The 22661-nt window shown below is 69.6% G+C and carries 26 protein-coding genes and 2 pseudogenes; 13 read left to right on the plus strand and 15 right to left on the minus strand.

Annotated features, from left to right (window positions below):
* Positions 1–131 precede the first annotated feature (131 nt).
* Complete coding sequence (locus ACXKR8_RS38635) at positions 132–731, minus strand: phospholipase D-like domain-containing protein (protein ID WP_462100014.1); 600 nt, start codon at positions 729–731, stop codon at positions 132–134.
* Between the two features lie 475 nt (positions 732–1206).
* Between ACXKR8_RS38635 and ACXKR8_RS38640 the strand changes: the two genes are divergently transcribed.
* Positions 1207–1329 carry a hypothetical protein gene (locus tag ACXKR8_RS38640; protein ID WP_458275295.1) on the plus strand — a complete coding sequence of 41 codons (123 nt, stop codon included), beginning with the start codon at positions 1207–1209 and terminating at the stop codon, positions 1327–1329.
* 459 nt (positions 1330–1788) lie between these two features.
* Positions 1789–2067, plus strand: a complete 279-nt coding sequence (locus ACXKR8_RS38645) for a hypothetical protein (protein ID WP_458269185.1) — start codon at positions 1789–1791, stop codon at positions 2065–2067.
* Positions 2068–2095: 28 nt separating this feature from the next.
* Here ACXKR8_RS38645 and ACXKR8_RS38650 read toward each other — a convergent pair whose 3' ends face one another.
* The 3 genes and pseudogenes from ACXKR8_RS38650 to ACXKR8_RS38660 all read right to left on the minus strand — a co-directional run bounded on the left by ACXKR8_RS38650 (position 2096) and on the right by ACXKR8_RS38660 (position 3177).
* Positions 2096–2302 carry a DUF5133 domain-containing protein gene (locus ACXKR8_RS38650; RefSeq protein WP_458269186.1) on the minus strand — a complete coding sequence of 69 codons (207 nt, stop codon included), beginning with the start codon at positions 2300–2302 and terminating at the stop codon, positions 2096–2098.
* Positions 2303–2468: 166 nt separating this feature from the next.
* Positions 2469–2896: pseudogene (locus ACXKR8_RS38655) on the minus strand (Hsp20/alpha crystallin family protein).
* Between the two features lie 107 nt (positions 2897–3003).
* Positions 3004–3177 (minus strand): hypothetical protein, encoded by a 174-nt coding sequence (locus tag ACXKR8_RS38660; RefSeq protein ID WP_458269187.1) that lies wholly within the window; start codon positions 3175–3177, stop codon positions 3004–3006.
* Positions 3178–3303: 126 nt separating this feature from the next.
* Here ACXKR8_RS38660 and ACXKR8_RS38665 point away from each other — a divergent pair, with 126 nt between their 5' ends.
* Together ACXKR8_RS38665 and ACXKR8_RS38670 are read left to right on the plus strand one after the other, a co-directional pair.
* Complete coding sequence (locus tag ACXKR8_RS38665) at positions 3304–4548, plus strand: IS110 family RNA-guided transposase (RefSeq protein WP_458269188.1); 1245 nt, start codon at positions 3304–3306, stop codon at positions 4546–4548.
* A gap of 295 nt (positions 4549–4843) precedes the next feature.
* Positions 4844–5017: a CsbD family protein gene (locus ACXKR8_RS38670; protein ID WP_458269189.1), complete on the plus strand. Its 174-nt coding sequence runs from the start codon at positions 4844–4846 to the stop codon at positions 5015–5017.
* A 276-nt stretch (positions 5018–5293) separates the two neighbouring features.
* Here the strand turns inward: ACXKR8_RS38670 and ACXKR8_RS38675 are convergent, their stop codons facing one another.
* Complete coding sequence (locus ACXKR8_RS38675; protein ID WP_458269190.1) at positions 5294–6202, minus strand: RNA polymerase sigma factor SigF; 909 nt, start codon at positions 6200–6202, stop codon at positions 5294–5296.
* A 302-nt stretch (positions 6203–6504) separates the two neighbouring features.
* Positions 6505–7857: a PP2C family protein-serine/threonine phosphatase gene (locus ACXKR8_RS38680; RefSeq protein WP_458269191.1), complete on the minus strand. Its 1353-nt coding sequence runs from the start codon at positions 7855–7857 to the stop codon at positions 6505–6507.
* A gap of 685 nt (positions 7858–8542) precedes the next feature.
* On the opposite strand from ACXKR8_RS38680, the gene ACXKR8_RS38685 reads away from it, so the two are divergent.
* From ACXKR8_RS38685 to ACXKR8_RS38695, 3 genes are all read left to right on the plus strand, one after another.
* Positions 8543–8860, plus strand: coding sequence for a MerR family transcriptional regulator (locus ACXKR8_RS38685; RefSeq protein WP_458269192.1), 318 nt, complete (start codon positions 8543–8545; stop codon positions 8858–8860).
* Between the two features lie 91 nt (positions 8861–8951).
* A complete protein-coding gene (locus tag ACXKR8_RS38690) occupies positions 8952–9770 on the plus strand; it encodes an MEDS domain-containing protein (RefSeq protein WP_458269193.1) in 819 nt (272 codons plus the stop codon).
* Positions 9767–10720: an anti-sigma factor RsbA family regulatory protein gene (locus ACXKR8_RS38695; RefSeq protein WP_458269194.1), complete on the plus strand. Its 954-nt coding sequence runs from the start codon at positions 9767–9769 to the stop codon at positions 10718–10720. The genes ACXKR8_RS38690 and ACXKR8_RS38695 overlap by 4 nt, the downstream gene beginning before the upstream one ends.
* A gap of 66 nt (positions 10721–10786) precedes the next feature.
* On the opposite strand, the gene ACXKR8_RS38700 is transcribed toward ACXKR8_RS38695, so the two are convergent.
* The 5 genes from ACXKR8_RS38700 to ACXKR8_RS38720 all read right to left on the minus strand — a co-directional run bounded on the left by ACXKR8_RS38700 (position 10787) and on the right by ACXKR8_RS38720 (position 14852).
* A complete protein-coding gene (locus tag ACXKR8_RS38700; RefSeq protein WP_458269195.1) occupies positions 10787–11128 on the minus strand; it encodes an STAS domain-containing protein in 342 nt (113 codons plus the stop codon).
* Positions 11129–12168: 1040 nt separating this feature from the next.
* Positions 12169–13203, minus strand: coding sequence for an IS3 family transposase (locus ACXKR8_RS38705; RefSeq protein ID WP_458274906.1), 1035 nt, complete (start codon positions 13201–13203; stop codon positions 12169–12171).
* Complete coding sequence (locus tag ACXKR8_RS38710; protein WP_458266979.1) at positions 13200–13598, minus strand: transposase; 399 nt, start codon at positions 13596–13598, stop codon at positions 13200–13202. Before ACXKR8_RS38710 ends, ACXKR8_RS38705 begins: the two co-directional genes overlap by 4 nt.
* A gap of 155 nt (positions 13599–13753) precedes the next feature.
* On the minus strand, positions 13754–14401 hold the full coding sequence (locus tag ACXKR8_RS38715) for a lipocalin family protein (protein ID WP_458269196.1): 648 nt from the start codon (positions 14399–14401) through the stop codon (positions 13754–13756).
* Positions 14402–14546: 145 nt separating this feature from the next.
* Positions 14547–14852, minus strand: coding sequence for a YtxH domain-containing protein (locus ACXKR8_RS38720; RefSeq protein WP_458269197.1), 306 nt, complete (start codon positions 14850–14852; stop codon positions 14547–14549).
* Between the two features lie 800 nt (positions 14853–15652).
* On the opposite strand from ACXKR8_RS38720, the gene ACXKR8_RS38725 reads away from it, so the two are divergent.
* The 4 genes from ACXKR8_RS38725 (at position 15653) to ACXKR8_RS38740 (ending at position 18875) form a co-directional block, all read left to right on the plus strand.
* The gene (locus tag ACXKR8_RS38725; RefSeq protein WP_458269198.1) at positions 15653–15865 is read left to right on the plus strand and encodes a hypothetical protein; all 213 of its coding nucleotides are present in this window, start codon (positions 15653–15655) and stop codon (positions 15863–15865) included.
* Positions 15866–15928: 63 nt separating this feature from the next.
* Positions 15929–16657: an ANTAR domain-containing protein gene (locus ACXKR8_RS38730; RefSeq protein ID WP_458269199.1), complete on the plus strand. Its 729-nt coding sequence runs from the start codon at positions 15929–15931 to the stop codon at positions 16655–16657.
* A 5-nt stretch (positions 16658–16662) separates the two neighbouring features.
* Positions 16663–17406: a GAF and ANTAR domain-containing protein gene (locus ACXKR8_RS38735; protein WP_458269200.1), complete on the plus strand. Its 744-nt coding sequence runs from the start codon at positions 16663–16665 to the stop codon at positions 17404–17406.
* A 365-nt stretch (positions 17407–17771) separates the two neighbouring features.
* Positions 17772–18875: a hypothetical protein gene (locus ACXKR8_RS38740; protein WP_458269201.1), complete on the plus strand. Its 1104-nt coding sequence runs from the start codon at positions 17772–17774 to the stop codon at positions 18873–18875.
* 191 nt (positions 18876–19066) lie between these two features.
* Here the strand turns inward: ACXKR8_RS38740 and ACXKR8_RS38745 are convergent, their stop codons facing one another.
* The 3 genes from ACXKR8_RS38745 to ACXKR8_RS38755 all read right to left on the minus strand — a co-directional run bounded on the left by ACXKR8_RS38745 (position 19067) and on the right by ACXKR8_RS38755 (position 20539).
* Positions 19067–19573, minus strand: coding sequence for a hypothetical protein (locus tag ACXKR8_RS38745; RefSeq protein ID WP_458269202.1), 507 nt, complete (start codon positions 19571–19573; stop codon positions 19067–19069).
* Between the two features lie 158 nt (positions 19574–19731).
* Entirely contained in the window at positions 19732–20157 is a 426-nt protein-coding gene (locus tag ACXKR8_RS38750; protein ID WP_458269203.1) for an ATP-binding protein, read from the minus strand.
* Between the two features lie 211 nt (positions 20158–20368).
* Positions 20369–20539, minus strand: a complete 171-nt coding sequence (locus tag ACXKR8_RS38755) for a hydrophobic protein (protein WP_458269204.1) — start codon at positions 20537–20539, stop codon at positions 20369–20371.
* A gap of 559 nt (positions 20540–21098) precedes the next feature.
* Here ACXKR8_RS38755 and ACXKR8_RS38760 point away from each other — a divergent pair.
* Both ACXKR8_RS38760 and ACXKR8_RS38765 read left to right on the plus strand, forming a co-directional pair.
* Positions 21099–21302 (plus strand): cold-shock protein, encoded by a 204-nt coding sequence (locus ACXKR8_RS38760; protein ID WP_380505530.1) that lies wholly within the window; start codon positions 21099–21101, stop codon positions 21300–21302.
* A 274-nt stretch (positions 21303–21576) separates the two neighbouring features.
* A pseudogene (locus ACXKR8_RS38765) lies at positions 21577–22043 on the plus strand (Hsp20/alpha crystallin family protein).
* Between the two features lie 76 nt (positions 22044–22119).
* Here ACXKR8_RS38765 and ACXKR8_RS38770 read toward each other — a convergent pair.
* Positions 22120–22497, minus strand: a complete 378-nt coding sequence (locus ACXKR8_RS38770) for a hypothetical protein (protein ID WP_458269205.1) — start codon at positions 22495–22497, stop codon at positions 22120–22122.
* Positions 22498–22661: the final 164 nt, after the last annotated feature.

Here is a 22661-nt window from a genome sequence, read left to right on the forward strand (position 1 = left end):
GCTGGCTTTGGTGTCCTCGCGGTCGACGAGTTGACGCAGGCGGCTCAGGGGGCTACGGCTGAGCGGGGCCGGGTCCTGCCAGCGTTCGCGGAAGCTGGCCTCGACATCGCCGACGGCAGGTCCGCGTACCGCTAGCTGGATGTCGTGCCACGGGGCCGGGGACCATAGGGGGCTGATAGGGGCAGCGGGTTGGGGTCGCCGTGGTGGTCGGCGGTGTCGCGGCGGCTGTGGCACAGGTCGATGCCGCCGACGAAGGCCACGTCGCGTTCGGGACGACCGGGGTGGCGCAGGACGACGAACTTCTGGTGGTGCGAGCCGCCGGGGCGCACCCGCATGTCGAGCAGGCACTCGCCGCCGGCCGCCTCGATCTCCTCACCCAGGTGGCGGTTCTCGCGCTCGCTGAACTGCAACTGGTCCAGGTGCGAGCGCCAGACCAGCCCCTTGACGATCACCCCTCGGCGGGCGGCGTCGCACAGCACCTCGCCGATCGCGCTGCCGGGACCGTCCAGCTCTTCATCGGGGTCACCACGCCAGTCGGTGAACAGGAGCAGGTCCCCTGTCTGCTGGGCGCGGATGGCTGCGAGGAGCTCGGCGAAGTAAGCCTCGCCGTGCACGAGCGGTGTCACGTCGTTGCCCGTCGACCAGGCCAGCCCATCGGCGCGACGCCGATCCAGCGCAGTGGCCGGGTTGCCGCGCTCGCCAACAGCGAGCAGCCAGTCCTGGGGTTTCACGCAGCCACCTCCGAGTCGGTCACGTCCGCGGCTTCCCTACCCGCACGGGCGTCCACCATACGAGGCCCGGCTTCCTCGTCGTTTCTGGCGGCTTGTGCGGCACCGTTCAGGGTAGGCGCAGGAGCGGTCCTACAGAGATCGACAGCGTCGCGAGCCGGGCGCTGGGGACCGGCCGCTGACCTTCGCGCGTCTTGCCCGGGGCAAGGCGCTTCGAACCCACCGGGAGCATTGTGTCCACTACCACCGACCTGCAGCGTCCGCTCGGTCCCACATCGCACGCCACAGGGTCGTGCGATCCTGTGCCCGATGAGAACCTCGCCCGCCCGGCATCGGAGGCGCCAGACACGGCACGCGCGATTGCGATGCGCGCTGGGCAGCTGCTGTTGTGGGTGCTGGTGACCGCCCCGATCGCCCTGGTCCTGACGGGGCTGTGCCTGGCTCTGATCGGTGCCGCGTTCGCCCTGTTCATGGGCTGATGCCGCCGCAGCAGGACCGATGGCGCGCGATCACCGGCGCCCACCTCGTCGCCCGGGTCCATACCGGCGCCAAGTTCGAGAACGGTGTCCTGGTCGAGCGCGAGGAAGTCACATCGGACTGATGGTCCCCGGCGTTCCGCAGGTGGGTGGAAAGGCAGTTGCCGCAAGTCCTGGGTTCAACAGGTGAGCCCCCGCCTGGTGACATGAATCCCTGCCTGAACAGGGATGATGCGCAGAATAGCCAAAATGCCCGTGTCACTAGGCGCTGCTAGAACCGCAGGTCAGAGCGGTGCCAACGGCGGCCGATTGCCAGCGGGCCTGGCTCGTCCAGTTGTTGCCCAATCAGACTCGCGAACCGTGGCCACGTGTGCAGCGGTTCGACCGGCCCAGGCCGCATCGTAAGCCGCTGACCTGGGGAAACGTCGAAGCCTAGTGACACGCCCTGTCGCTAGGCTTCTCGTCGTCCCCGCAGGTCAGAGCGGGTTTCAGTGCCCTAGTCGGCACGCCCAACTGTCGAACCCGGGCAAGTGTGGCCACCTGCTCGAATCGCCACTGTGGAAACCTACTTGGAAACCGAGCGCATGACGCTTCGCCGATTCACCCGCGCCGACGCCGACGACCTGGCCGTCCTGCACGGCCACGCGACCGTCATGCGGAGCATCGACAACGGTCGACCGGTGCCCCGGGCCGTGGTCGAGCAGCAGCAACTGCCGGACATTCTGCGCGAGTACGACGACCTCCCCGTCGGCCTGGGCCCCACCGAACCGTTCAAGCGCCTGCTGTCCATGGGCGGCGTTGACCGGATCATCGCTACGGCCAGCGGCGCCCAGCGCCCTGCCGAGGGCGGCCCCGCGCGCTGAGAGGGCCCTGCTTGTGGGTGGGCTCCTCTCAGGCGGCGGTTGCCAGGGAGCGCTCGCGGTGGGAGGTCAGCAGGCAGCGCGCCCGGGCCAGGGCCTGTTCGGGCTCTCGTACTCCAGTGGACGCGCACAGGGTGTAGTGAAGATCCTCGCGCCGGGAGGCTGTGTCCGGACGGTCCTGCAACGCGTCCAGTTCGGCGACGAGGCGGTCGAGCAGCGGAAGGTTGATCAACGGCATGGCCTGCTCCAGAGGCGAGGCGGGGGGAACCGCGTAGCGGAGCCCACGACGCTAATGTTCAGGGAAGGGCGGGGCGAGCGGGGCTGTGCGACTCGGGCAGGACGCCACACAGCCCCGGGAGGTCACGATGACCCGTGCTTGCGGCTGGGTTATCCATGCGGGCGGGTTACGGGCCGGCGTTGATCTGGCGCGGGGTACTGCCGCCGCTGATGGAGATCTTGCGTGGCTTGGCCTGCTCGGCGACGGGAATACGCAGCGTCAGGACGCCCGCGTCGTAGGCGGCGTCGATGCGCTCGGTGTCCAGCGTCTCGCCCAGGAACAGCTGGCGGCTGAACGCGCCGCGCGGGCGGTCGGAGAGCAGCAGCTCGGCGTCCTCGCCGACGCTGGGCCGGCGCTCGGCGCGCACCGTCAGTACGTTGCGCTCCACCCCAAGGTCGATCGACTCCGGGGCCACCCCCGGAAGGTCGAGCTCGACAACGAAGGTCTCCGCGTCGCGGTAGGCGTCCATCGGATCGCGGCCGGTCGCGCGGTGGTGCCCAGCACCTGCTGGGTCAGCCGGTCGAGCTCGCGGAAGGGGTCGGTACGCATGAGCATCGTGGATCACTCCTTGTCCGGTAGAGGGATGCACATGGCAGCGGCAGATTTATAGCACCCGACCAAATAGTTGACAAGCTTCCACTCAACCCTTCTTGCCTTGCAGGTCAGCAACTCAGTGCGGCTTCGCCGCACGCCGGGGGGCGGGTAAATGGGTTGGTGCGCGCCAGTGGGGCTTCGGTGAGCGCTGGTGGTGACCTGTAGGGGTTCGGGACCATGCGATTGCCGTTCCGGCCGAAACCGATCGCCTCTTTGGTGCCGTCGAGCCCGTAGGTCAGCATGGTGCTGAGGACCGTCCACGGGAACCGTGGAGTGTTGCCGCGAGCACGCGCGTTAGATTCTTGATCCACCCTGGTCCTCCCGGAACGGTGTACGCGTTGCCCTCCACCGAGTGACAGGAGCGAGCCGTGGACGTCCTCCACGAACGCTGCGCGGGTCTGGACATCAGCAAGAAGGACGCCAAGGTCTGCGTGCGCACGCCCAACACGCGCCGGCGCGGGACCTTCACCTCCGAGACAAGGACCTGGGCCTCGACCACCAACGCGATCCTGGACCTGCGTGAACACCTGATCGAAGCACAGGTGACGCTGGTGGTGATCGAGGCGACATCGGACTACTGGAAACCGTTCCTCTACCTGCTGTCCGAGGGCTTGAACGTGATCCTGGTCAACGCCCGCCAGGCCAAGAACCTGCCCGGCCGCAAGACCGACGTCTCCGATGCCGCCTGGCTGGCGCAACTCGGCGCCCACGGGCTGCTGCGGGCCTCGTTCGTGCCGGACGAACCCGTCCGGGAACTGCGTGACCTCACCCGCGCCCGCACCCACGCCACCCGCGAACGAAGCAAAGTCGTCCAGCGGCTGGAGAAACTACTGGAGGACACCGGCATCAAACTCTCCTCGGTGGCCGCCGACATCATGGGCGTCTCCGGACGGGCCATGCTCGAAGCCCTGATCGCCGGTGAGCACGACCCCGGGCAGCTGGCGGACCTGGCCAAGCGCCGGATGCGCAGCAAGATCCCCGCTCTCACCGAGGCGCTGACCGGTCGCTTCCGCGAGCACCACTCCTTCCTGGTCCAGCTCTACCTGGACCAGTACGACCAGCTCACCGCCATGCTGGAGAAGCTGACCACCCGGATCCAGGAGGCGATGGCCCCCTTTCGCCCCGTGCTCGACCTCCTGGAAACCGTCCCGGGAATCAGCCGAGCCGTCGCCGAAGTCGTCGTCGCCGAGACCGGAGGCGACATGAGCCGCTTCCCCAGCGCCAAACACCTGGCCTCCTGGGCCGGGGTCTGCCCCGGCCACCACGAGTCCGCCGGCCGATCCAAGAGCGCCAAGGTCAGACCCGGCAACCCCTACCTCAAGGGGACCCTGGGTATCGCCGCGATGGGAGCCGCCCGAACCAACGACTCCTACCTGCAGGCCCGCTACCGGCGCCTCACCTCCCGCCGCGGCGTCATGAAGGCCTTGGTCGCCGTCGAACACTCGATCATCACCGCGATCTGGCACATGCTCACCACCAACAGTCCCTACCACGACCTGGGCGGCGCCTACTTCGTCCAGCGCGACCCCGAACGTGCCACCCGACGCGCGATCACCCAACTGAACCAACTCGGCTTCACCGTCACCCTCAACCCGATCGACAACGCCGCCTAAACGACCACGCCACCCGCACCGGCTGCCTGCGCTGGCCACCGGACCCGTCAGCGCGCCCGAAACCCGCCTGAGCTGGGCCTATTTACGCGTTAGGGGGCATGCAAGGTGGGCATTCCCCCCGATGTGCCCCGCCGGGCGGGACCTCGCCTCACTATGGCCGGAACACGGGGACGCGCCTTTGGCTTCGTGCGTCTCATCGACACGTCGGCAATTTCCTGCGATCGGCCTGTGTGCGCTTGGGTCGCCTGGGTACGCGTTCCTCGACGAGGTGACCGACGAGCGGGAGGAGCAGCGCATGAGCACCGAGGACAAGGCCGGCAACACCGCCGACAAGGTCAAGGGCAAGGCCAAGGAGACGGCCGGCAGGGCGGTGGGCAACGAGCGCCTGACCGCCGAGGGCAAGGCAGACCAGGCCAAGGGCGACGCCAAGCAGGCCGTCGAGAAGGCCAAGGACGCCCTCAAGGACTGACCGTCCGCCTGATCGGTCCGTACCCACCGGTGGCCCCTCGCCAGAGCGAGGGGCCACCGGCACGTCTCCAGCAGCGGACAGCCTGTGCGGCTGCACCCGACCGGCCCTACCCCCGGTGTCGCGCTACCCGGCCCGGAGGACTTGCGTTCACACCGGCCACAACACGCACATCCTTCACACCCGGAGCCAGACAGTCCCGGAAACCCTGGGGCATTCCGTGCAACTGCGAGCGCCGCCCCAGTGGGGGCGGGGTGCCGGGAAGGCCGAGAAGAAAGTTCAGTCCTGGACCAGGAGCTGGTCGCGCAGCTTGCCCAGGGTGCGCGAGAGCAGACGCGAGACCTGCATCTGCGAGACGCCCAGGACGTCGCCGATTTCGGACTGGGTCATCTCGGCGCCGAAGCGCATGGACAGGATGGCCCTGTCCCGCTCGCCCAGCTGCGCCATGAGCGGCTTGAGGGATTCCAGGTCGACGACCAGGTCCATGCCGGGGTCGACCTCGCCCAGGCGGGCGGTGAACGCGGATCCTTCGTCGCCGTCCTCGCCGCCGGGGGCGCCGGCGTCGATGGAGCTGACGGAGTAGCCGTTGGCTGCCACCAGTCCTTCGCGGACCTCGTCCTCGCTGATCTCCAGGTGGGCGGCGAGTTCGGCGTTGGTCGGCGGCCGGCCGATGCGGAAAGTGAGGTCGTCGATGGCCTTGGCCAGGGCCAGGCGCAGTTCCTGCAGGCGGCGCGGGACGTGGACGGCCCAGCTGGTGTCGCGGAAGAAGCGCTTGATCTCGCCGATGATGGTGGGCATGGCGAAGGTGGGGAACTCGACCTCCTGGTCGAGGTCGAACCGGTCGATGGCCTTGATCAGGCCGATGTTGCCGACCTGGACGATGTCCTCCATCGGCTCGCTGCGGGTCTTGAACCGCCGGGCCGCGAACTTCACCAGGGTCAGGTTCAGCTCGATCAAGGTGTTGCGCACGTACTGGTACTCGTGCGTCCCCTCCTCCAGCTCCGCCAGCCGCGCGAACAGGACCTTCGACATGGCCCGCGCGTCGGCGCCGCTGTTGTTGCGCGGGTCCGTCAGGTCCAGCTCGGGGAACAGCTCTGCTCCTCGGCGTCCTGCTGCGGGCTCGGTGACCGCGGGGGCGTACGGCGCGGTGCGGGTCGCTCGCACGGTGGCCTGCAGGCTGGACGGCATCGGAAGATCCCCTCTCGGACGAGACACGGCAACAGGTTGCGAACGGGCGCACCTGCGCCCGCGCGACGGCTTGTACCCCGCGCGGCGCAGTTCAGCACCTCGAAGCGTAGGAAGATATTACGCCCCTCGCCGAAGACCGTTCGGCGCTGCGCTGCTGCGCTGCGCCGCCTGGTGTGCCTTCGCCACGGTGCTCACCGCCGCGATAGCCAAGGCACACTCCTGATCTGCACTCGGGCTCCGGATCGAGAGGCTGTGCCCGCGCCGGGCGTTGATCCATCTCTGCGTTGCCCGCGTGGGTCTGGTCATTCGGCCAGGGCGGTGGCTGGTCCCTGGTCGGGGGCGGGTGTGCGGACGGCGATCAGGGCGACGTCGTCGGTGCTGTCGGGGGCCAGGGCGCGTAGGAGTTCCTCGCAGAGGTCGTCCAGGGGTGCGCGGGCCAGGGGTGCGGCGTGTCGGCGCAGTCGGGCCAGGCCGCGGTCCAGGTCCTCGCCGCGGCGTTCGATCAGGCCGTCGGTGTACAGCAGGACGACGCTGTGCGGCGGCAGGGGGGTGAAGGCGTCGGGGCGGGCGCGGGAGGGGTCCACCCCGAGCAGGAGGCTGCGGCCCTCCTCCAGGAACCTGGTCTCGCCCTCGGCGGTGATCAGCAGGGGTGGGAGGTGGCCGGCGACCGCGTAGTGCAGTTTCCACCACTGGTCGGCGGAGGTCTTCTCTACCAGGGCGTAGATGCAGGTCATGGTCTGCCCGCGGTACAGGATGTCGTTGGCGGCGTCGAGTCGGGCCAGGATCTTGCCGGGGGGTTCCTTGCGGTCGCAGGCGATGCCGCGAAGCATGTTCCGTGCCTGGCTCATGCGTACCGCCGCGTTCAGGTCGTGTCCGGCCACGTCGCCGATGATCAGCGCGGTGGCGCCCTCGGGCAGCATGAAGGCGTCGTACCAGTCCCCGCCGACCTCCGCGCCGGCCCGCGCGGGCTGGTAGCGGGCGGCCAGTTCCAGGGCGCCGGTGGTGAGCAGGGTGGGCAGCAGGGAGCGTTGCAACCGCTCGGCGGTCTGTTGGACCTGGGCGTGCAGGGCGGCGTTGTCGACCGCCAGTGCGATCCGGTGGGCCAGGTCCTGCACCAGCGGCAGGTCCTCCACCTCCAGGGCAACGCCGTGCTTGACGCGTACCAGGCTGATCACCCCCAGCGCCTGTCCGCGCGAGCGCAGCGCGCACACGACCGCGCTGGTGGCCCCCAGCCGGGTGAACAGCTCCTGCTCTATCAGCGCCAACGGATCCCCGCCCGGGTCCGGGCGGGGGAAGTCGTTGCTGAGGACAGGGGTGTGGGAGCGCAGGGCCTGGGCCACCATCGCGGGGGAGCCGTCAGTGAAGGGGGGCAGCGCCTCCTCGAAGGCGCTCAAGGGGGGGCCGTCGGGATCGCGGTGCGCGACCACGCTGCGGTGCAGCCGACCCTGCTCGTCGGCCAGGTCGATCGCGCACCAGTCGGCCAGGGAGGGCACCAGGATGCGCGCCAGCCGCCGCAGCGCGGTCTCCACCTCGAGGGTGCTGGCCAGTGCCTCGTTGGCGTTGGCCAGCACGCTCAGACGGTCCAGCGCCTGCTGAACTACCCCGTCCACGTCGTAGTCGTCGGCCGGTGCACGGTCCAGCTGCTCGCCGCTCATGTCCCGTGCTCATTCCCTGGGTCGGTGGAGCACTCGCAGCGCGTCCGGCGTGAAGGGTCCGGGAACAAGCCGCGGCTCCTGCCTACGGGCAGGCTAGCGGACGCACCTGAGCCGGCGGACCCAGCCGTGGCGGAAGGAGGTCACCGCGGGACATACGTGAGGTACCTGTGACCGCTTCGTAAGTGCGCCGTTGTCGGCCCCGGGGCCCCGGCGTCGGTCGGTGCGCGACACGGTCAGAAAATCTATCGTGGCCCGACTAGACATCAGGTGCTCAGGGGAGTTAGCTTCTTCCTGTAGCCGAGTAAGTCAGCAGGGTGTGGCAGACACGGAACTGCCATGCGAGCGAATGTGTGGAACGGCAGTGGAGTGCTGAGGGCCGGTTGCAGGTATCGGTGGTCCCAGGGCTGGCTGCCGGGTCGTGCGGTCGCAGGGCCGTGAAAAGGGAAGTTGTACAGGCACAGCATTCGGGATCGCCCGCCGACCGTGGGTCGGGCGGGAGCCGTGCGTCAGCTGAAGGGCCGAGGATCCCCGGTCGCGCAGCTGCGGAGCCCGCACCCTTGCCGGGTGTGGAGAGGTCGACCCGGTGCCCTGGGCACCGGCTGATGATGTGTGCGCAGTCCGTCGGGGCCCAGGCGCGGTTCAAAGCCCGGGCCCCGACGCGTGCCCCCGACAGATTCGAGGTGCAGTGATACTCAAAACCCGCCCCACGCTCGACAGGCTCGACGACGACGACTACCCCGCCTACACCATGGGCCGCGCGGCCGAGATGATCGGCGCCACCCCCGGCTTCCTGCGCGCGATCGGCGAAATCGGCCTGATCACCCCGCTGCGCTCAGGCGGCGGCCACCGCCGCTACTCGCGCTACCAGCTGCGTGTCGCCAGCCGCGCTCGGGACCTGGTCTCGCACGGCACCTCGGTGGAGGCCGCCTGCAAGATCGTGATCCTGGAGGACCAGCTCGAAGAAGCCCTGCGCCTGAACCAGCGACTACGCGAGGGTTCGTAGCGCGCCGAACCTGCCGTGCACGCTCCGCGGGCGCAGCTGTGGCGCCGCGTGAAGAGGGTAGGGTGCCGGGAGGTCGAGCGAGGAGGCTTGGGTGAGGGGCACGCGGGAGCTGCCGACCCTGGACCTGGTCGATACGGGCGACCATGTGTGCTGGCTGGTCGATCAGGGCGAGGACTTCATGTCCCTCGCGCGCGGGTTCCTGGCCGACGGCGCCCTGTTCGGCGACAAGGTCCTGGTCCTCGGCTCGGCCGAGACCCGGTGGCTGGACCGCGGCACGGCGCAGGGCCTGTACCTGGACCCGGAGACCGAGCGCGGCACCCGCGCCGGATGGGGCACCCAGGCGGTGCTGGCGGCGGTGCGCCGGGAGGCGGACGCGGCCGGCCGCGAGGGGTTCCGGGCCCTGCGGGTCCTGGCGCACGCGGACCGCATATGGCCCACCGGGGCCAGCCCCCGGAGCGTGGCCCGTTACGAACTGGACCTGGACGCGCTGGTCGCCGACACCGGGACCCTGGTGGTCTGCGCCTACCACCGTGCGAGCTTCTCCCAGGCGACACTGGAGGTGGCCCTCGGTGTACATCCCCACCAGGCGGGCAGACGGTCACCGATGCCCGACTTTCGGATGTTCAGTGTGGGAACGGACTGCTGGAGCGTGAGCGGAGTGGTCGACACCGACGGAGCCGCAGCCTTCCGCACAGCCGTGAGCCACCTGATGGCCCGCTCGGCGACGGTGCGGCTGCGGTGCCATGACCTGCAGCTGATGGACGCCGCCGCCATGGAAGCGCTGGCGCACTGCGCCCGCGCGCTGCCCGGACGCAGGATCGTGCTGGAGGGCGCGAACCCCACGGTGCGGCGTTGCTGGACGCTGCTGGGCTTCGACACTGCGCAGGTCCCGGTGGAGCTGGCCCCGTGACTCAGTCCAGCACAGCCGCCGACCCCGGGACGGGCTTCCGTCACGAGCTGTACGCCTACCGGGGCGAAGGCCAGTTCCTCCAGGGCGCCCTGGCCTTCATCGACGACGCCCGGGCAGGGAGCGAGACGGTCCTGGTGGCGGTCACCGAGGCCAGGGAACGCCTCCTGCGCGTCGAACTGGAAGACCGCGGGGCAACCGGCGGCGTGACGTTCCTGGACGTGGCGGCCCTGGGGCGCAATCCCGGCCGCCTGATCCCGGCCTGGCAGGAGTGGATCACCAAGCATGCCGCCGAGGGACACGCGGTGCGCGGGATCAGCGAGTCGTCCTGGGAGCAGCGCACAGCGCCCGAGACGGAGGAGCTCCACTACCACGAGCGGCTGATGAACCTCGCCTTCGCGCAGTCCCCGGCCTGGTGGCTGCTGTGCCCCTACGACAGCACGGCACTGGATCGCGCCGTCCTGGAGGCGGCCGGACGCTGCCACCCGCAGGCGCTGACCGCAGGCGGCCACGGTGCCAACCCGGCGTTCGTCGAGGAACCCTTCGCCTTTGCCGACCTGTCCGCACCGTGCGACCCGGCGCAGGAACTCCTCTTCCGCACCGGGGAACTGGCGGCCGTGCGGGCCAAGGTGACCGCGTGCGCCACCGAGCACGGCATGGACGCCACGCGCCTGCAGGAACTCCTGATCGCCGCCACCGAGGCCGCCTCCAACAGCAACAAGTACGGCGGCGGCCGGGGAACCCTGCGCACCTGGGCCCAGGACGGCACGCTGATCTGCGAGTTCCACGACTCCGGCCACATCCAGGACCCCCTGATCGGCCGGGTGCGCCCCACCATCGACCAGCACGGGGGCCGCGGCATGTGGCTGGTCCACCAACTGTGCGACCTCGTCCAGATCCGCTCGACCCCCGACAGCGGCACCACCGTGCGGCTGCACACCGCACTGCACTGAATCCCCCCTGTGCGGGGGACCGGTTCGGTCCGGTGGGCCTCCTTGGCAGCACCCGCCACCGGCAGCTCAGAGGGGTCGAATGTCCAAGGGCTCCAGCAGGAGCCGCGTCAGCCCCGTGAGGGCGATGACCCGCGCGAGCGGGGGCGAGTACCGCACGAGGTGCTGTGCCACGCCGCAGCGGTGCGCCGTGGCCCAGGCCCCCACCAGGGCGCCCGCGCTGGCGGCATCGCAGAACGTCACCAGGAGGGCGTCGATGCCGATGCGGTCGACCATCGGATCGCCCAGGACGCGGTCGATCATGATGTTCAGGTGCGGCACCGCCTCCAGGTCGAGCTCACCGCAGAGCAGGATGCTGGCCCTCGCGTCGTGGTGGACGGCGACGGCGTCAAAGGCCGGATCGGCTCGCATCAGTCCTCCAGGGATCGCCACCGGTCTGGGACTGGCCGGCCGCGGGGACTTTCAAGGCCCCGCGATGCGGGCGGTCAGTCCCGCAGCTTCAGCTGCAGCTGTGGGACCCGGGCCACCGTGCACCGTGCTGGCGCGGTGCGTCGATCCGGCTCCCGCCCGGCAGCCTCGGTGGATCGCACCTGCCTTCAGGATGTTCGTAAATCTGTCGGCGCTGGAGTAGACATTGCTGTTGGTTGTGGTTAGTGTTTCTCTCGTAGCGCCGAGCAGGAAGTACTCGCCGGGAAGGTTCCGGCGGGTGGGCAGTGCAGTACCGGAAGTGCTTCGGTAGCGGGTCCGTGTCGTCAGGCGGTAGTGGTGGCGGCGCGTTCGGTTGCCGAGGTGGCGGCCCGCAGTGATCAGGGGCCGCTTGGATGTGCCGTAGTTCGCAGTTCAAGCAGGATGTGGTACCCGCAGTTCAGTTGAGTTGGCAGTACGAACACCCGCAGGACGCGCCGGATGATTCGGCGTGGTAGGTGCCGAAGTTGGCGCGGTGACGGTAGGTGGCAAGTGACTGAGTTCGGGCAGTTAGGGCGGATTCAGGAGCTCATGCTTCGTCGTGTGCCCCGCAGGTAGGGGCAGCAGTGGTGCTACCGCGCGTCAGTAGGCGGCAGTAAACAGCAGGATGCAGTACAGAACATGGCAGGTACGAGGAACAGGAGGGTACGGAGCATCATCAGGATCGCCCGGCCGGTGGTAGTTGCCCGGGCGGACACCGCAGAGGCCAGATCTACGAAGAAGGTGGTCCTCGGTCACGCATACGCGATCCCCGCACCCCGTCTCCTCGGGGCTGTGCGGTAACTGAAACCCGGTGATCGCAGCCGGTAGATGGTGTTGTATCCCCCATCAGGGTCCCGGTGCCTCGGCGCCGGGACCCTCGCTCGTGCAGCACGCCGGCACGCGTCCACCGCCGCCCACTGGCCACGATCGGGACCGCCGACACCAAGAATGCCGGGGGTACGGTCGTCACGGAACGTGTCAAGTCAAATGAGACGTTCGTACGGTTATGCGCTCTGTTGTGCTGATTCGGGTTCTCTGCGTTTGGCGGGGTCGTTGATCCACGCCTGATCGGGGATCTTGGGCGGGCGGGGGCGGCGGGCGAAGCGTTCGGGGTGGCGGGCGTATGCCTCGTTGAGCGTGACGGCGCGCTGGTCCTGGACTTGGCCGGCGGTGCCGAAGTGCACGGACGCAGGCGTGTGCAGCCCGATGCCCGAATGGCGATGCTCATGGTTGTAATAGGCAATGAATGAGTCGAACCACTCGCGTGCGTGGTTCAGGGAGTCGAACCGCGCCGGGTAGTCGGCCATGTACTTCGTGGTTTTGAACTGGCTTTCGCTGTACGGGTTGTCATTCGAGACCTTGGGGCGCGAGTGCGAGCGCGTCACGCCCAGATCGATGAGCAACTGCGAGACTTTCTTGCTGGTCATCGAGGTGCCGCGGTCCGCGTGCAGGTGCTCGGGGGCGATGCCGTTGCGTTCGACGGTCTCGCTGATCAACTCCTCGGCGCGCTCGGCCGATTCGGCCATCTCCACGGTGTAGCCGACGACGTAGCGGCTGAAGATGTCGATGATGACGTAGGCGTGGTACCAGATGCCCTTGTCTGGTCCGGCCAGTTTGGTGATGTCCCAACTGAAGACCTGCGAGGGGGCGGTGGCCACGAGTTCGGGGATGGACTTGGCGGCGTGGGTGGCCTGGCGGCGGCGCTCGCCGGTCTGGCCCTGGGCCTCCAGGATCCGGTACATCGTGCGCACTGAGCAGTAGTAGCGGCCCTCGTCCAGTTCGCGCGCCCAGATCTGGGCAGGTGCCAGTTCGGCATAGGCCGGGCTGTTCATCAGTGCCAGGATCCGCGCGCGCTCCGCCGGAGCCAGAGCTGAGGGCGGCGAGGGGCGCGGAGCGCGCTCGCGCGGCGGGGGCGGGTTGAGCCGACGGTAGTGCGTGGCCCGTGAGCGACCGGTCAGCCGGCAGGCCGCAGTGGTGTTCAACTCCCGCTCCAGCGACTGGAAGAGCTCGTCGGCGACCTGCTCGGCCTCGGCTTTCAGCCCGCACTCTTGGAGAGCAGTTCCAAGAGTGCGGAAGCTTTTCCCAGCAGCTCCAGGGCGGCGTCCTTCTGCGCCAGCTCCCGTTCCACGACGGCCAGCCTCTTGCGCAGCCGCTCGGCCTCGGCTGCTTCGGCGGGCCTCTTGGGGCGTGCGGGCGAGGTCCGCCGGTCGGCGAGCGTGGCCATCGCTCCGGCGTCTCGCGCGGCCCGCCACTCGATGATGTGCGAGTGGTACAACCGCTCGCGGCGCAGGACCGCGCCCTTCTCCCCGCTGGGGGCGGCATCGTACTCAGCGACGATCCGCAGCTTGTATTCCGCCGTGAACGTGCGCCGCTTCGGCCGCGGGGCCGGGTCGGGCTCGGGGGCTGTGCGTGAGGTGGTGGTATTGGAAGCCATGCCGGGAATCTCCTGTCTCGCCCATCCAGACTAACCCGGACGAACCGGACGTCTCAGTCGAGACTGTCAGAGAGGGTCAGCCTCCCTCAGAGCGTCGTACGCGCTGACGCCCAAGCTGGAGAACACTTGTCACGCCCCGGATATCGGCTTGCGGACTACAGGGAAATCCCCGACGGATAGGCCGAGAAGGGGACCCGCTGCTGAGAGCCACCGGTCTGTCGGGTGGTGCGCAGCTGTCCGGCGTCCAAGCCGCTGCGCTCTAGCGCTTCCTTGGCGCCGTCGTACTGGTCGTCGGTCAGCAAGGGGGTGCGGGACAGGACGAACCCGCTGCGGCGCGACTGGTCGGTGACTACGGCCCAGTCGTATTCGGGGCCAAGGCCGATGACCACGTAGTTAGCGGTACTTTCGTGCTTGTAGCCCCCCTGGCGGTCCGCCCGCCGGAAGGAGACGTTCAGCTGGCTGTTCTCCTCATCTAGGGGCTGTGCCGCGCCGTTGATGCGGCTCTGGCTCCCCCACCAGGTGGTGCAGCTGTTCTGCACGCCGACCGTGCCGTCGGAGCGCAGGGTGTACTGGGCCTGCGCGTCCTTGGCGCACTGCAACTCGTACCAGGCCGGTACGGCTGCGATCTGGAACCAGCTGCCCAGATAGCGTTGGACGTCGATCCCCTTGACCGGCTGGAGCGGCGGCGCCTGGTCAAGGTCGCCGACCGTGGCGCGCATCCGCCGGTTGACTGCTCTCACCGCCGCAGCGGTGCCCACAGCCGCGCCGGTGGCGACCGCTGCCGTGCGAAGAATCCTGGCCATCTCGAACTCCTGGTGGTCGTTGACATCAGGTTCTGTGACACCGTCGCAGAGTGCCGGGCCTGGCCAGTGTCGTGTGTGCGGATCGGCCAAGCCTGCCTGGAGAGCGACGACGGGCGGTTGCACCCAGGGTCCGGTGTTTGCTGCCCTACTGGGGAACCGTGGTCATCTCAGGGTCGCCGGTGCGGTATTCCGCTGTTCGGTCGCGTAGGTGAGCCAGGCGCTCGTGGGCCGTGGGGTGCAGGCGGTGGCCGATCTTCTCGACCAAGGTGTGGGCAGCGGCGTGGGTTGTTGATCCGACTGCTTGAGTGGCGGTGCGCGTGGCCGACTGCACGGCTGGGGCCTGGGTGATCGCGTGCGAGGCCCTACGGATCTGGTCGTAGCGTTCGCGTCCGGCTCGGGTGCCGAGTACGTAGCCCAGGGCGAGCCCGGTGATGAAGGTGGGCTTGCGCATGTCGCCTCCTCAATCTGGTGATCTCGTGCGGGGGGCGGTGCCGGTCGGCCGCTGAGGGGCTCCTTGGCGTCACTGGCCGCAGCGCCCCGCCTTCCGCTTGCTGGGTACGCGCCTACCCGGTGCGAGCCCGGTGAAGCGCCGTCGCCCGGGGGCTCGGGCTGTCGAAAGCGCGGTTGGTTTGGTGGAACGACAGGCGCCGGCCCGCACAGCTCAGCTGTGCGGCATGCCGTTTGCGCAGTAGGTGCCGACCTGCTGTTAGTCGGCGTCGCCGGTGTGATTGTCCCTATTGTGCTGTGGGTCGCGGGCGTGGGCCCGTGCGAAGCGCACCTTCCGCACCCGGCTGGATTCGGGGGTAGACGCGAGGACTATGCTGCGAGGCACGTCCTGGACCCCGACGTGGATAGCGCGATTGTCGTGTAGGTGCCTGCGGGGAGCGGATGGTTCGTCTTCTCCCTGAGGGGCACAGGTATCGAGGCGAGGCCGGTCGAGCTTGTTGCCCTGGCATGTCAGGGTCATCGGGTCGGCCCTTCGCCTGACCTGTCCAGGCGTCCGACTACAGGAGATGCAGGCGCAGAGGGCCGAGAGGACCGGCCCGCCCGGCGAGGCACCGTATGGTCTCAAGAACCGAGGCGTTATGCCCGTTCTGCAGAACCTGAATCTCTACCGGCACGACCGAGGCACCCGAGCGACGATCACTGTTGCGGGTGAGATCGACCTGGACACCGCGGCCCCGGTGGGGGTGATGGTCGAGGGCTGCCTGCGCGAGGGAATCCGCACGATCGACATCGACCTGACCGCCCTTGCCTTCTGCGACCTGGGCGGCCTGGCACATGTTCCTGGGCGCCGCCGCGCGCACGGAGGCGGCCCAGGGCTCGCTGTACCTGCACCACCCGCGTCCGATCCTGGTCCGGCTCCTGGATCTGACCGGTACCGGGTTCCTCCTCGACGAGCCGTCCCCGGCGCCCCGGGTCCTCGACCCCTTCGCGGCACCTGACCGGCTGCTGGTCTCATGACCAGCTCCGGGACCACCGCAGCGGCACACCCGGTCCAGGTCGCGGGGCGCGCGGTGATGACGGGTGATCAGTGACCGCATGATCGCGGTCCTGCGCCTGCTGCAGCTGGGCGACTGGTCCCAGGGCGAGGACGTCACCACGGCCGGCGCCGACGCCCTGGGGGTGCATGGCCTGGCGGTCTCCCTGGTCACCGAGGCTGGCCCCACCGAACTCCTGTGGTGCTCGGACAAGACAACGCGCCGCTTCGAGGACCTGCAGCTGACCCTCGGCGAGGGACCGGGGCCCGACGCGGTCCGCACGGGTGCGATGGTATGGGTGCCCGACCTGGCCCAGGTCCGCCATGCCCGCTGGCCGGCCCTGGCCATGGAGGCCCCGGACCTGGACGCCCGTGCGGTGTTCTGCTTCCCGATGAGCATCGGCGCGATCCGCGTCGGCGTCCTGACCGCGGTTCGACGCACCCCGGGGCCGCTGACCACCCAGCAGGCCGACGACGCGGTGATCCTGGCCGCCGCGCTCACCGCCCGCTGCCTGGACGGCGGCGAGCCACCCCTGGACACCCCCGCACTGGCAGGTTCCCCGCACTCCTTGCAGCACGCGGTGGTCCACCAGGCGACCGGGATGCTCAGCGTCCAACTCTCCCTGCCACTGCCCCAGGCCCTCCTACGGCTGCGCGCGCACGCCTACAGCAGCGGACGCCCCATCACCGACATCTCCCAGGACGTGGTGGACCGGCGGCTGCGCCTGGACCACCACGGCAACGGCACGCCCCCGAACCTCGAAGACAAGGACTGACCGCCATGAGCCGGGAACAACGCATCACCGAGATCTTCGTCGAAGTCGCCGACTCCCTGGTGGAGGACTTCGACCTCATCGACTTCCTCCAGCAACTGTCCGTGCGATGCATGGAACTGATCGACGTCGCGGCAGTCGGCATCCTGCTGGCCGACCAGCACGACGTCCTGCAGACCATGGCCGCCTCCGACGAGCACACCCGGCTGCTGGAACTCTTCGCCACCCAGCACGACCAGGGCCCCTGCGTGGAGTGCTACAAGAGCGGGCACCCGCACACCAACATCGACCTCACCGACCCGCAGGTCATCGCACGCTGGCCGCAGTTCGCCCCCCGCGCCGCCGCGACCGGGTTCGTGGCCGCCAACGTCCTGCCGCTGCGGCTGCGCGGGCGGGTCATCGGCACACTCGCCCTGTTCCAGAGCGACCCGGACCCCCTCAGCGACCAGGACATCACCCTGGCCCAGGTCCTGGCCGGAATCGCGACCATCGCCCTGCTCCAGCAACGCACCGCCGCCCACAGCGAGGTCGAACGCGTCCAGCTCCAGCACGCCCTGACCAGCCGCATCGTCCTGGAACAGGCCAAAGGCATCCTGGCGGAACGCTGGCACACCACCGTCGACCAGGCGTTCACGCGATTCCGCGACTACGCCCGCGCCCACCACCACCAGCTCGCCCCCCTCGCCCGCGAGATCGCCAGCGGCACATTCGACACCACCCTGATCCCGGACGCTCCCGCCCCCACGGGCTGACGTCTCCTGTGGGCGCAGATGCCGAGGGACCCCTGAAAGGGTGACGAGATGAGAGCGCCGGGACCTGATCCCGGTGTGCCCAGAAAGCTCGGCCCGACACCGGCGCCGCAACGCGCAAAGGTTCGGGAAGTGGCCTAAAGTACGAGCAACGTCCCAGACCCTGACGTGGCCATCACTGGTACGGCGCGAACCCCAGGGGAGCGGACGATGCATTTCAGACTGAGCGCGGGCAGGCCCTTCGACCACGCGCGGGTGCTTCCTTCCGCTTCGTGGGCGGTGCCCGTGGCCGGACCCAGGGGCACCACCCATGAGGGCACCGCTGGGGCGTCGCGGCCGCGCGGCCGTACCCGATGACCGGCGCCCGCATGAGCGCGGCCTTGCGCCTGCTCCAGTGCCACGACCCGTTCCAGGAGGTCCCCGACGTCACCGCGGCGTTCACCACAGCCCTGGAGATGGACGGTCTGGTGGTCTCCTTGCTGACCGATGGCGAGGACCTCGAACTCCTGTGGTGTTCCGAGGGGCCCACGCGTCACTTCGAGGATCTGCAGTTCACCCTCGGACAGGGGCCGGGACCCGACACCGTCCGCACCGGGGCGGTGCAGTGGGTGCCCGACTGGGCGCACGTCCATCCCGGTCGGTGGCCCGCACTCACCTCCCAGGCCACCGCACTGCAGGCCCAGGCGGTCTTCTGCTTCCCGCTGGCGATCGGCACCGTCCGCATCGGCGTCCTGACCACCGTGCGCCGCGCCCCTGGCCCCCTGGACAGGCACCAGGCCGACAACGCCTGGATGCTCGCCGCCGCGTTGACCGCCCGCTACCTGAACACCGGCCAAGCACGGCTGGAGCACCTGGCCCCGGGCGGGACGCCGCCGCGCCGCCGGTTCTACCAGGCCAGCGGCATGGTTGGTGCCCAACTCGGCATCCCGGCATCCCAGGCGGTACTGCGACTGCGTGCCTTCGCCTACAGCAGTGGACGCCCCCTGACCGACATCTGCCAGGACGTGCTGGACCGCCGGTCCGCCTGGACCACGGCAACGACTGACCGCCGGCAGCAACCGCCTGGCCGAACCCCGAGGGCCCACGCGCCGCGACCGGGCCCGGCCATCCGGGGCGGCAGCCCAGCAGGGCGGTCTCCTTTGGCACGCATCGAACCCGACCAGGACCGTGTGCTGTTCTGCGGCGTCGGAACCATCGCCGCCGCACTGATCGAGACCGCATCCAAGACCAGGCTGTCCTCCGTGCCGGGCATCGTCGGCCACCAGATGCGAGGCCTTCGCACCTTCACCTACCCCACTACTGGCCAGCGGCGCCCTGGTGATGCGCTCCGACGGCCTGAGCGGACGCCGGGACACCGACGCCCTGCCGGATTCCTCCAGCACACCCCGCTCCCCATCGCTGGTCGACTCCTGCGCCACAGCGGCGCGCACCGCGACGAGGCGGGTACCGTCGTTGCCAAGAAGCTCCGATGACGTCACCTCAGGAGTGCACGGATCGGTACCGACTGGCTCTGCGCGACCCGAGCCGTCCGGTGGAGGGGGCGACCTGAAGGCCGCCTGTCACGCCCCGGCGACGCCTGGCCCACCGAACGCGTCCATCTCAGTCGATTTCGCCCGCTTCCTCGCCACCAACCGCCCCGCGCCGGTGAACACCGAAGGTGTCCTCACCAGGAGCGTTCGCCCGGGCCCGGTAGGGGCTGCGGGCGCTCAGCGGCAGCGGGCGCCATCGCCGCACTGCGGTCTCCCAGGCTGGGGTCAGCGATCGGGCTGGCCTCAAGATGATGGTGGAGCACCTCCTGGACTGCCTGTTGAAGCGAGGCGAAGGCAGGAGTCCCGAAGCTGTCCAGGAGCGCGCGGCGCTCCAGCTCTCCCAGGCCCGGCCGGGCCGGAGCACCTTCAACCGCTGCTAGCGCGAAGGCGCGCACCGTTCCCAGGACGCCCGCCCCGTACGCCTCACCGAGTGCCACCGATGCCACCTGGGAGCCGGTCAACGCGGACAACGAGGCCCGGCTGTGGATCGCCGCAGCAAGGAACACCACCACCAGCGACCGCTGCTGCGCCCACCACACCCCAGCCGCGGGCTGGTGCTCTTCGTGCCACCGCACGAGCTGGTCGGCCCCGGTCAGGCAGAAGTCCCAGGTGCTGTCGCTGATCGGCTGATCCGTGTCCATGCCGGTGACCGTACCCCCGCCGCCCGCCCGCATCCACCAGCAGGAGACCCAACTGCCTTTCCCCGTAGAGCAGGCAACCGAGGCGCCGCACCGGGGCCGACCTGCCGACCTGTGGATCCGTCCCGGGCGTCAGCTCTCTTCCGCATCGTCGGGGGCGGTCAGATCCCCAGGAGCAGCAGGCGTGGTACGACGGCGGTGATGGTCTTGCCGTGGGGGGTGAGCGTGATGCGCACGTAGCGGGCCAGTTCCTTCAGGAGATGCCAGCCGAAGCCCCCGGTGCCCCCCGCCAGGTCGGCGCTGCGGGGCATGGGCAGGGTGGCGATGCCGTCGCTGACCGCGATCGTCACCTGCTCGGGGTCCTGCGTCAGTCGGAGCGTGCACGGCCCCGGAGCATGGCGGACGGCGTTGGAGACTAGCTCGCTGACCACCAGGATCGCGTCTCTCAGGACCGGCTCGGCCAGCGGCTCATCGGGGGCTGTGAAGAACGTGGTGGCGAAGTCGCGGGCCGCCGCGACTGAGCCGTGCAGGCCGTCGAGGTCGCAGCTGGCGGACCGTGGAGCGAAAGACTCCTGGGACGGGCTCATGCGCCGCAGCTCCTCTCGGCAGGGGGAAGGTGTCGTGTCGGCCGCCTTCCCGATACCAGCCGTTGAAACCAGTCGCACGCGCCCAAAGCGCATCAATCACCCGTATGCACAACAGTCCTGCAGTCGGCCGAGAGGACGCCGACCCCACTAGGACAGGCTGCTGCGCTGCCCACCAGGCAGGCGGGCAGCGCAGCGGGTTGCGTTCAGGGGGCTACCAGCGGTACCAACGGCCCCTGCCGCCACCGGAATTCGCGCCGCGGAACACGAAGCCCAAGGCCCACAGAACCAGGACCACAATCGCGATCCACCACAGAACGTGCAGTGCGAAGCCTGCGCCGCCCAGGACCAGGGCGAGCAGCAGAACAAGAAGTACCGGACCCATAGTTATCATCCTCCTGACGCCGCTCCTGCCCTTCGCCGGGTGCCCTAAACAGGCCGGTTGACCTGCGCAGATGAGGCCGGGCCGGACGCTGCGCACTGGGTGGTGACCAGCCTGGCGCGGACGGTCGCCCAGCTGGGGCCGCGGGTCCACGGACCGGGGCCCCAGCTGGGCGACCGTGTGGGTAGGCAAATCTCTGCGACGTCCTACCAGCCCACTGCCAACCTCCGTGCGCGGAAGGAGGCGTCGTCGGAACCCTGGAGTGCCGCAGCGCGCTGCCGGTGCACCGGGGCGGTGACGGGACCTGCACCGCCTACCGGCGAACCGGGCCACCGCGGCAGGCGCAGGTCGCGGGGGCGAACCCTGGGGGCCGTGTCCTGTGGTGGCGGGGACGCCGGAGCGGTAGCGTGGTGGCCAGGAGCAGTCGTGGTTCCGAGTCGTCCTCGCCCGTGATCGCGTTCACGGGCGTTCACTGCCCGGGACCGCGTGCTTGCGAGGCGGGCCGGGCACGTCGGCCGCATAGTGCGGGCGTCGGCGGCTGCGCATGTCAAGGAGAAACAGCATGGCCAGTGGCACCGTGAAGTGGTTCAACGCCGAGAAGGGCTTCGGCTTCATCGAGCAGGACGGTGGCGGCGCTGACGTCTTCGCCCACTACTCGAACATCAACGCCCAGGGCTTCCGCGAGCTGCTGGAGGGCCAGAAGGTGACCTTCGACGTCACGCAGGGCCAGAAGGGCCCGCAGGCGGAGAACATCGTCCCGGCCTGACATCCCCGAACCCCACCGCGCCCCGCCGGCAGCCCGCAGCTGCCGACGGGGCGCGGTTGCGTTCCAGTCGGGAAGCGGGGCAGGGGAGCGGGACGCGGCGATGCTCCCTCTCGGCTGCGCCCCTTGCATGGGCTGCCCTCTGTCGTGGCCGGTGGGCCGGAGGCCGCCGGGGCCGGTGGTGCGCCACGCAGCGCTTCCCTTCGGCACGGTGTCGTGACACCAGCGGCCGAGGTTGAGCCAAGGTTGCTCAATCTGTCTGCCTCGTGCTACATAAATGGCGTCGCGATGTGCATCCCCCGACAGGCGAAGGAATGAGACACGATGCTCAGACCCCTTCCGTGAGCTGGCCGGTTGACCCAGCAGGTACTGGGCACCACTGCCCGCCCGGCCGCGATGCCCCTGAACGCGTTCCGCGCCGGTGAGGAGTTCGTGGTCGAGCTGGACCTGCCCGGAGTGGACCCGGACTCGATCGACTTGGACGTGGAGCGCAATGTGCTGACGGTGCGCGCCGAGCGCCGTCCCAGCGTCGGCGAGGACGTCGAACTGCTGGTGTCCGAGCGTCCCCGCGGCGCCTTCAGCCGCCAGCTGCTCCTGGGGGACACACTGGACACCACGCGGATCGACGCCGCCTACGAGTCAGGCGTCCTGACGCTGCGGATCCCGGTGGCCGAACAGGCCAAGCCCTGCAAGATCACCATCAGCCGTGGCAGCACGCAGCGGCAGATCCATGCAACGGTCTGACCGGCCGGCCCCCCAACCCCGGACCGGAGCCTGCGGACTGCGGGCTGCGGGTTGAGGTAGGCCGCAGCCCGGCCCGCTACCAGGCCGGGCTGCGGCGGTCTCCCCACAGCGGCCGGTGGCTCGCGCAGGCGGTACGCGGACAAGGAAGCGGATCGAGGTCGGCGTCGGTGACGATGTCGGCGCAGCCCCCCAGCAGACCCAGCCGCTCGCGCAGCACCGCCGCCGCGTGCTCGCGGGCCACCCGCCGCAACCCGAAGTCCTCCATGGCCCTGGTTAGGACCTCGTCCACGGTGACCAGCACCATCTGGTCGCGGCCGGCCGCGAACCGCGCCCGCCGCAGAGCCCAGTCCGCCGCGTTGACCAACGCCCGGTGCTCACGACTGATCTCCCGCACCTGGCCGCCGCTCTCACGCCGCCGAGCGGACCACACCGCCAGCACCACCGTCCCCGCCATCAGCCCCCGTCACGGCCGCCAGCCACCGGCTGATCGCCACCTGACCCCTCCTCCACCCAACGACGTTTGCCTGCCGATTCCTATACCCCACCAGGGAACGCGCCACCACATGCCACGCCGAAGCCCTCAGGCGCGTCCAGTAGCCAGGCAGCCGCTTGCTGCCA

Source organism: Streptacidiphilus sp. PAMC 29251, assembly GCF_054208735.2.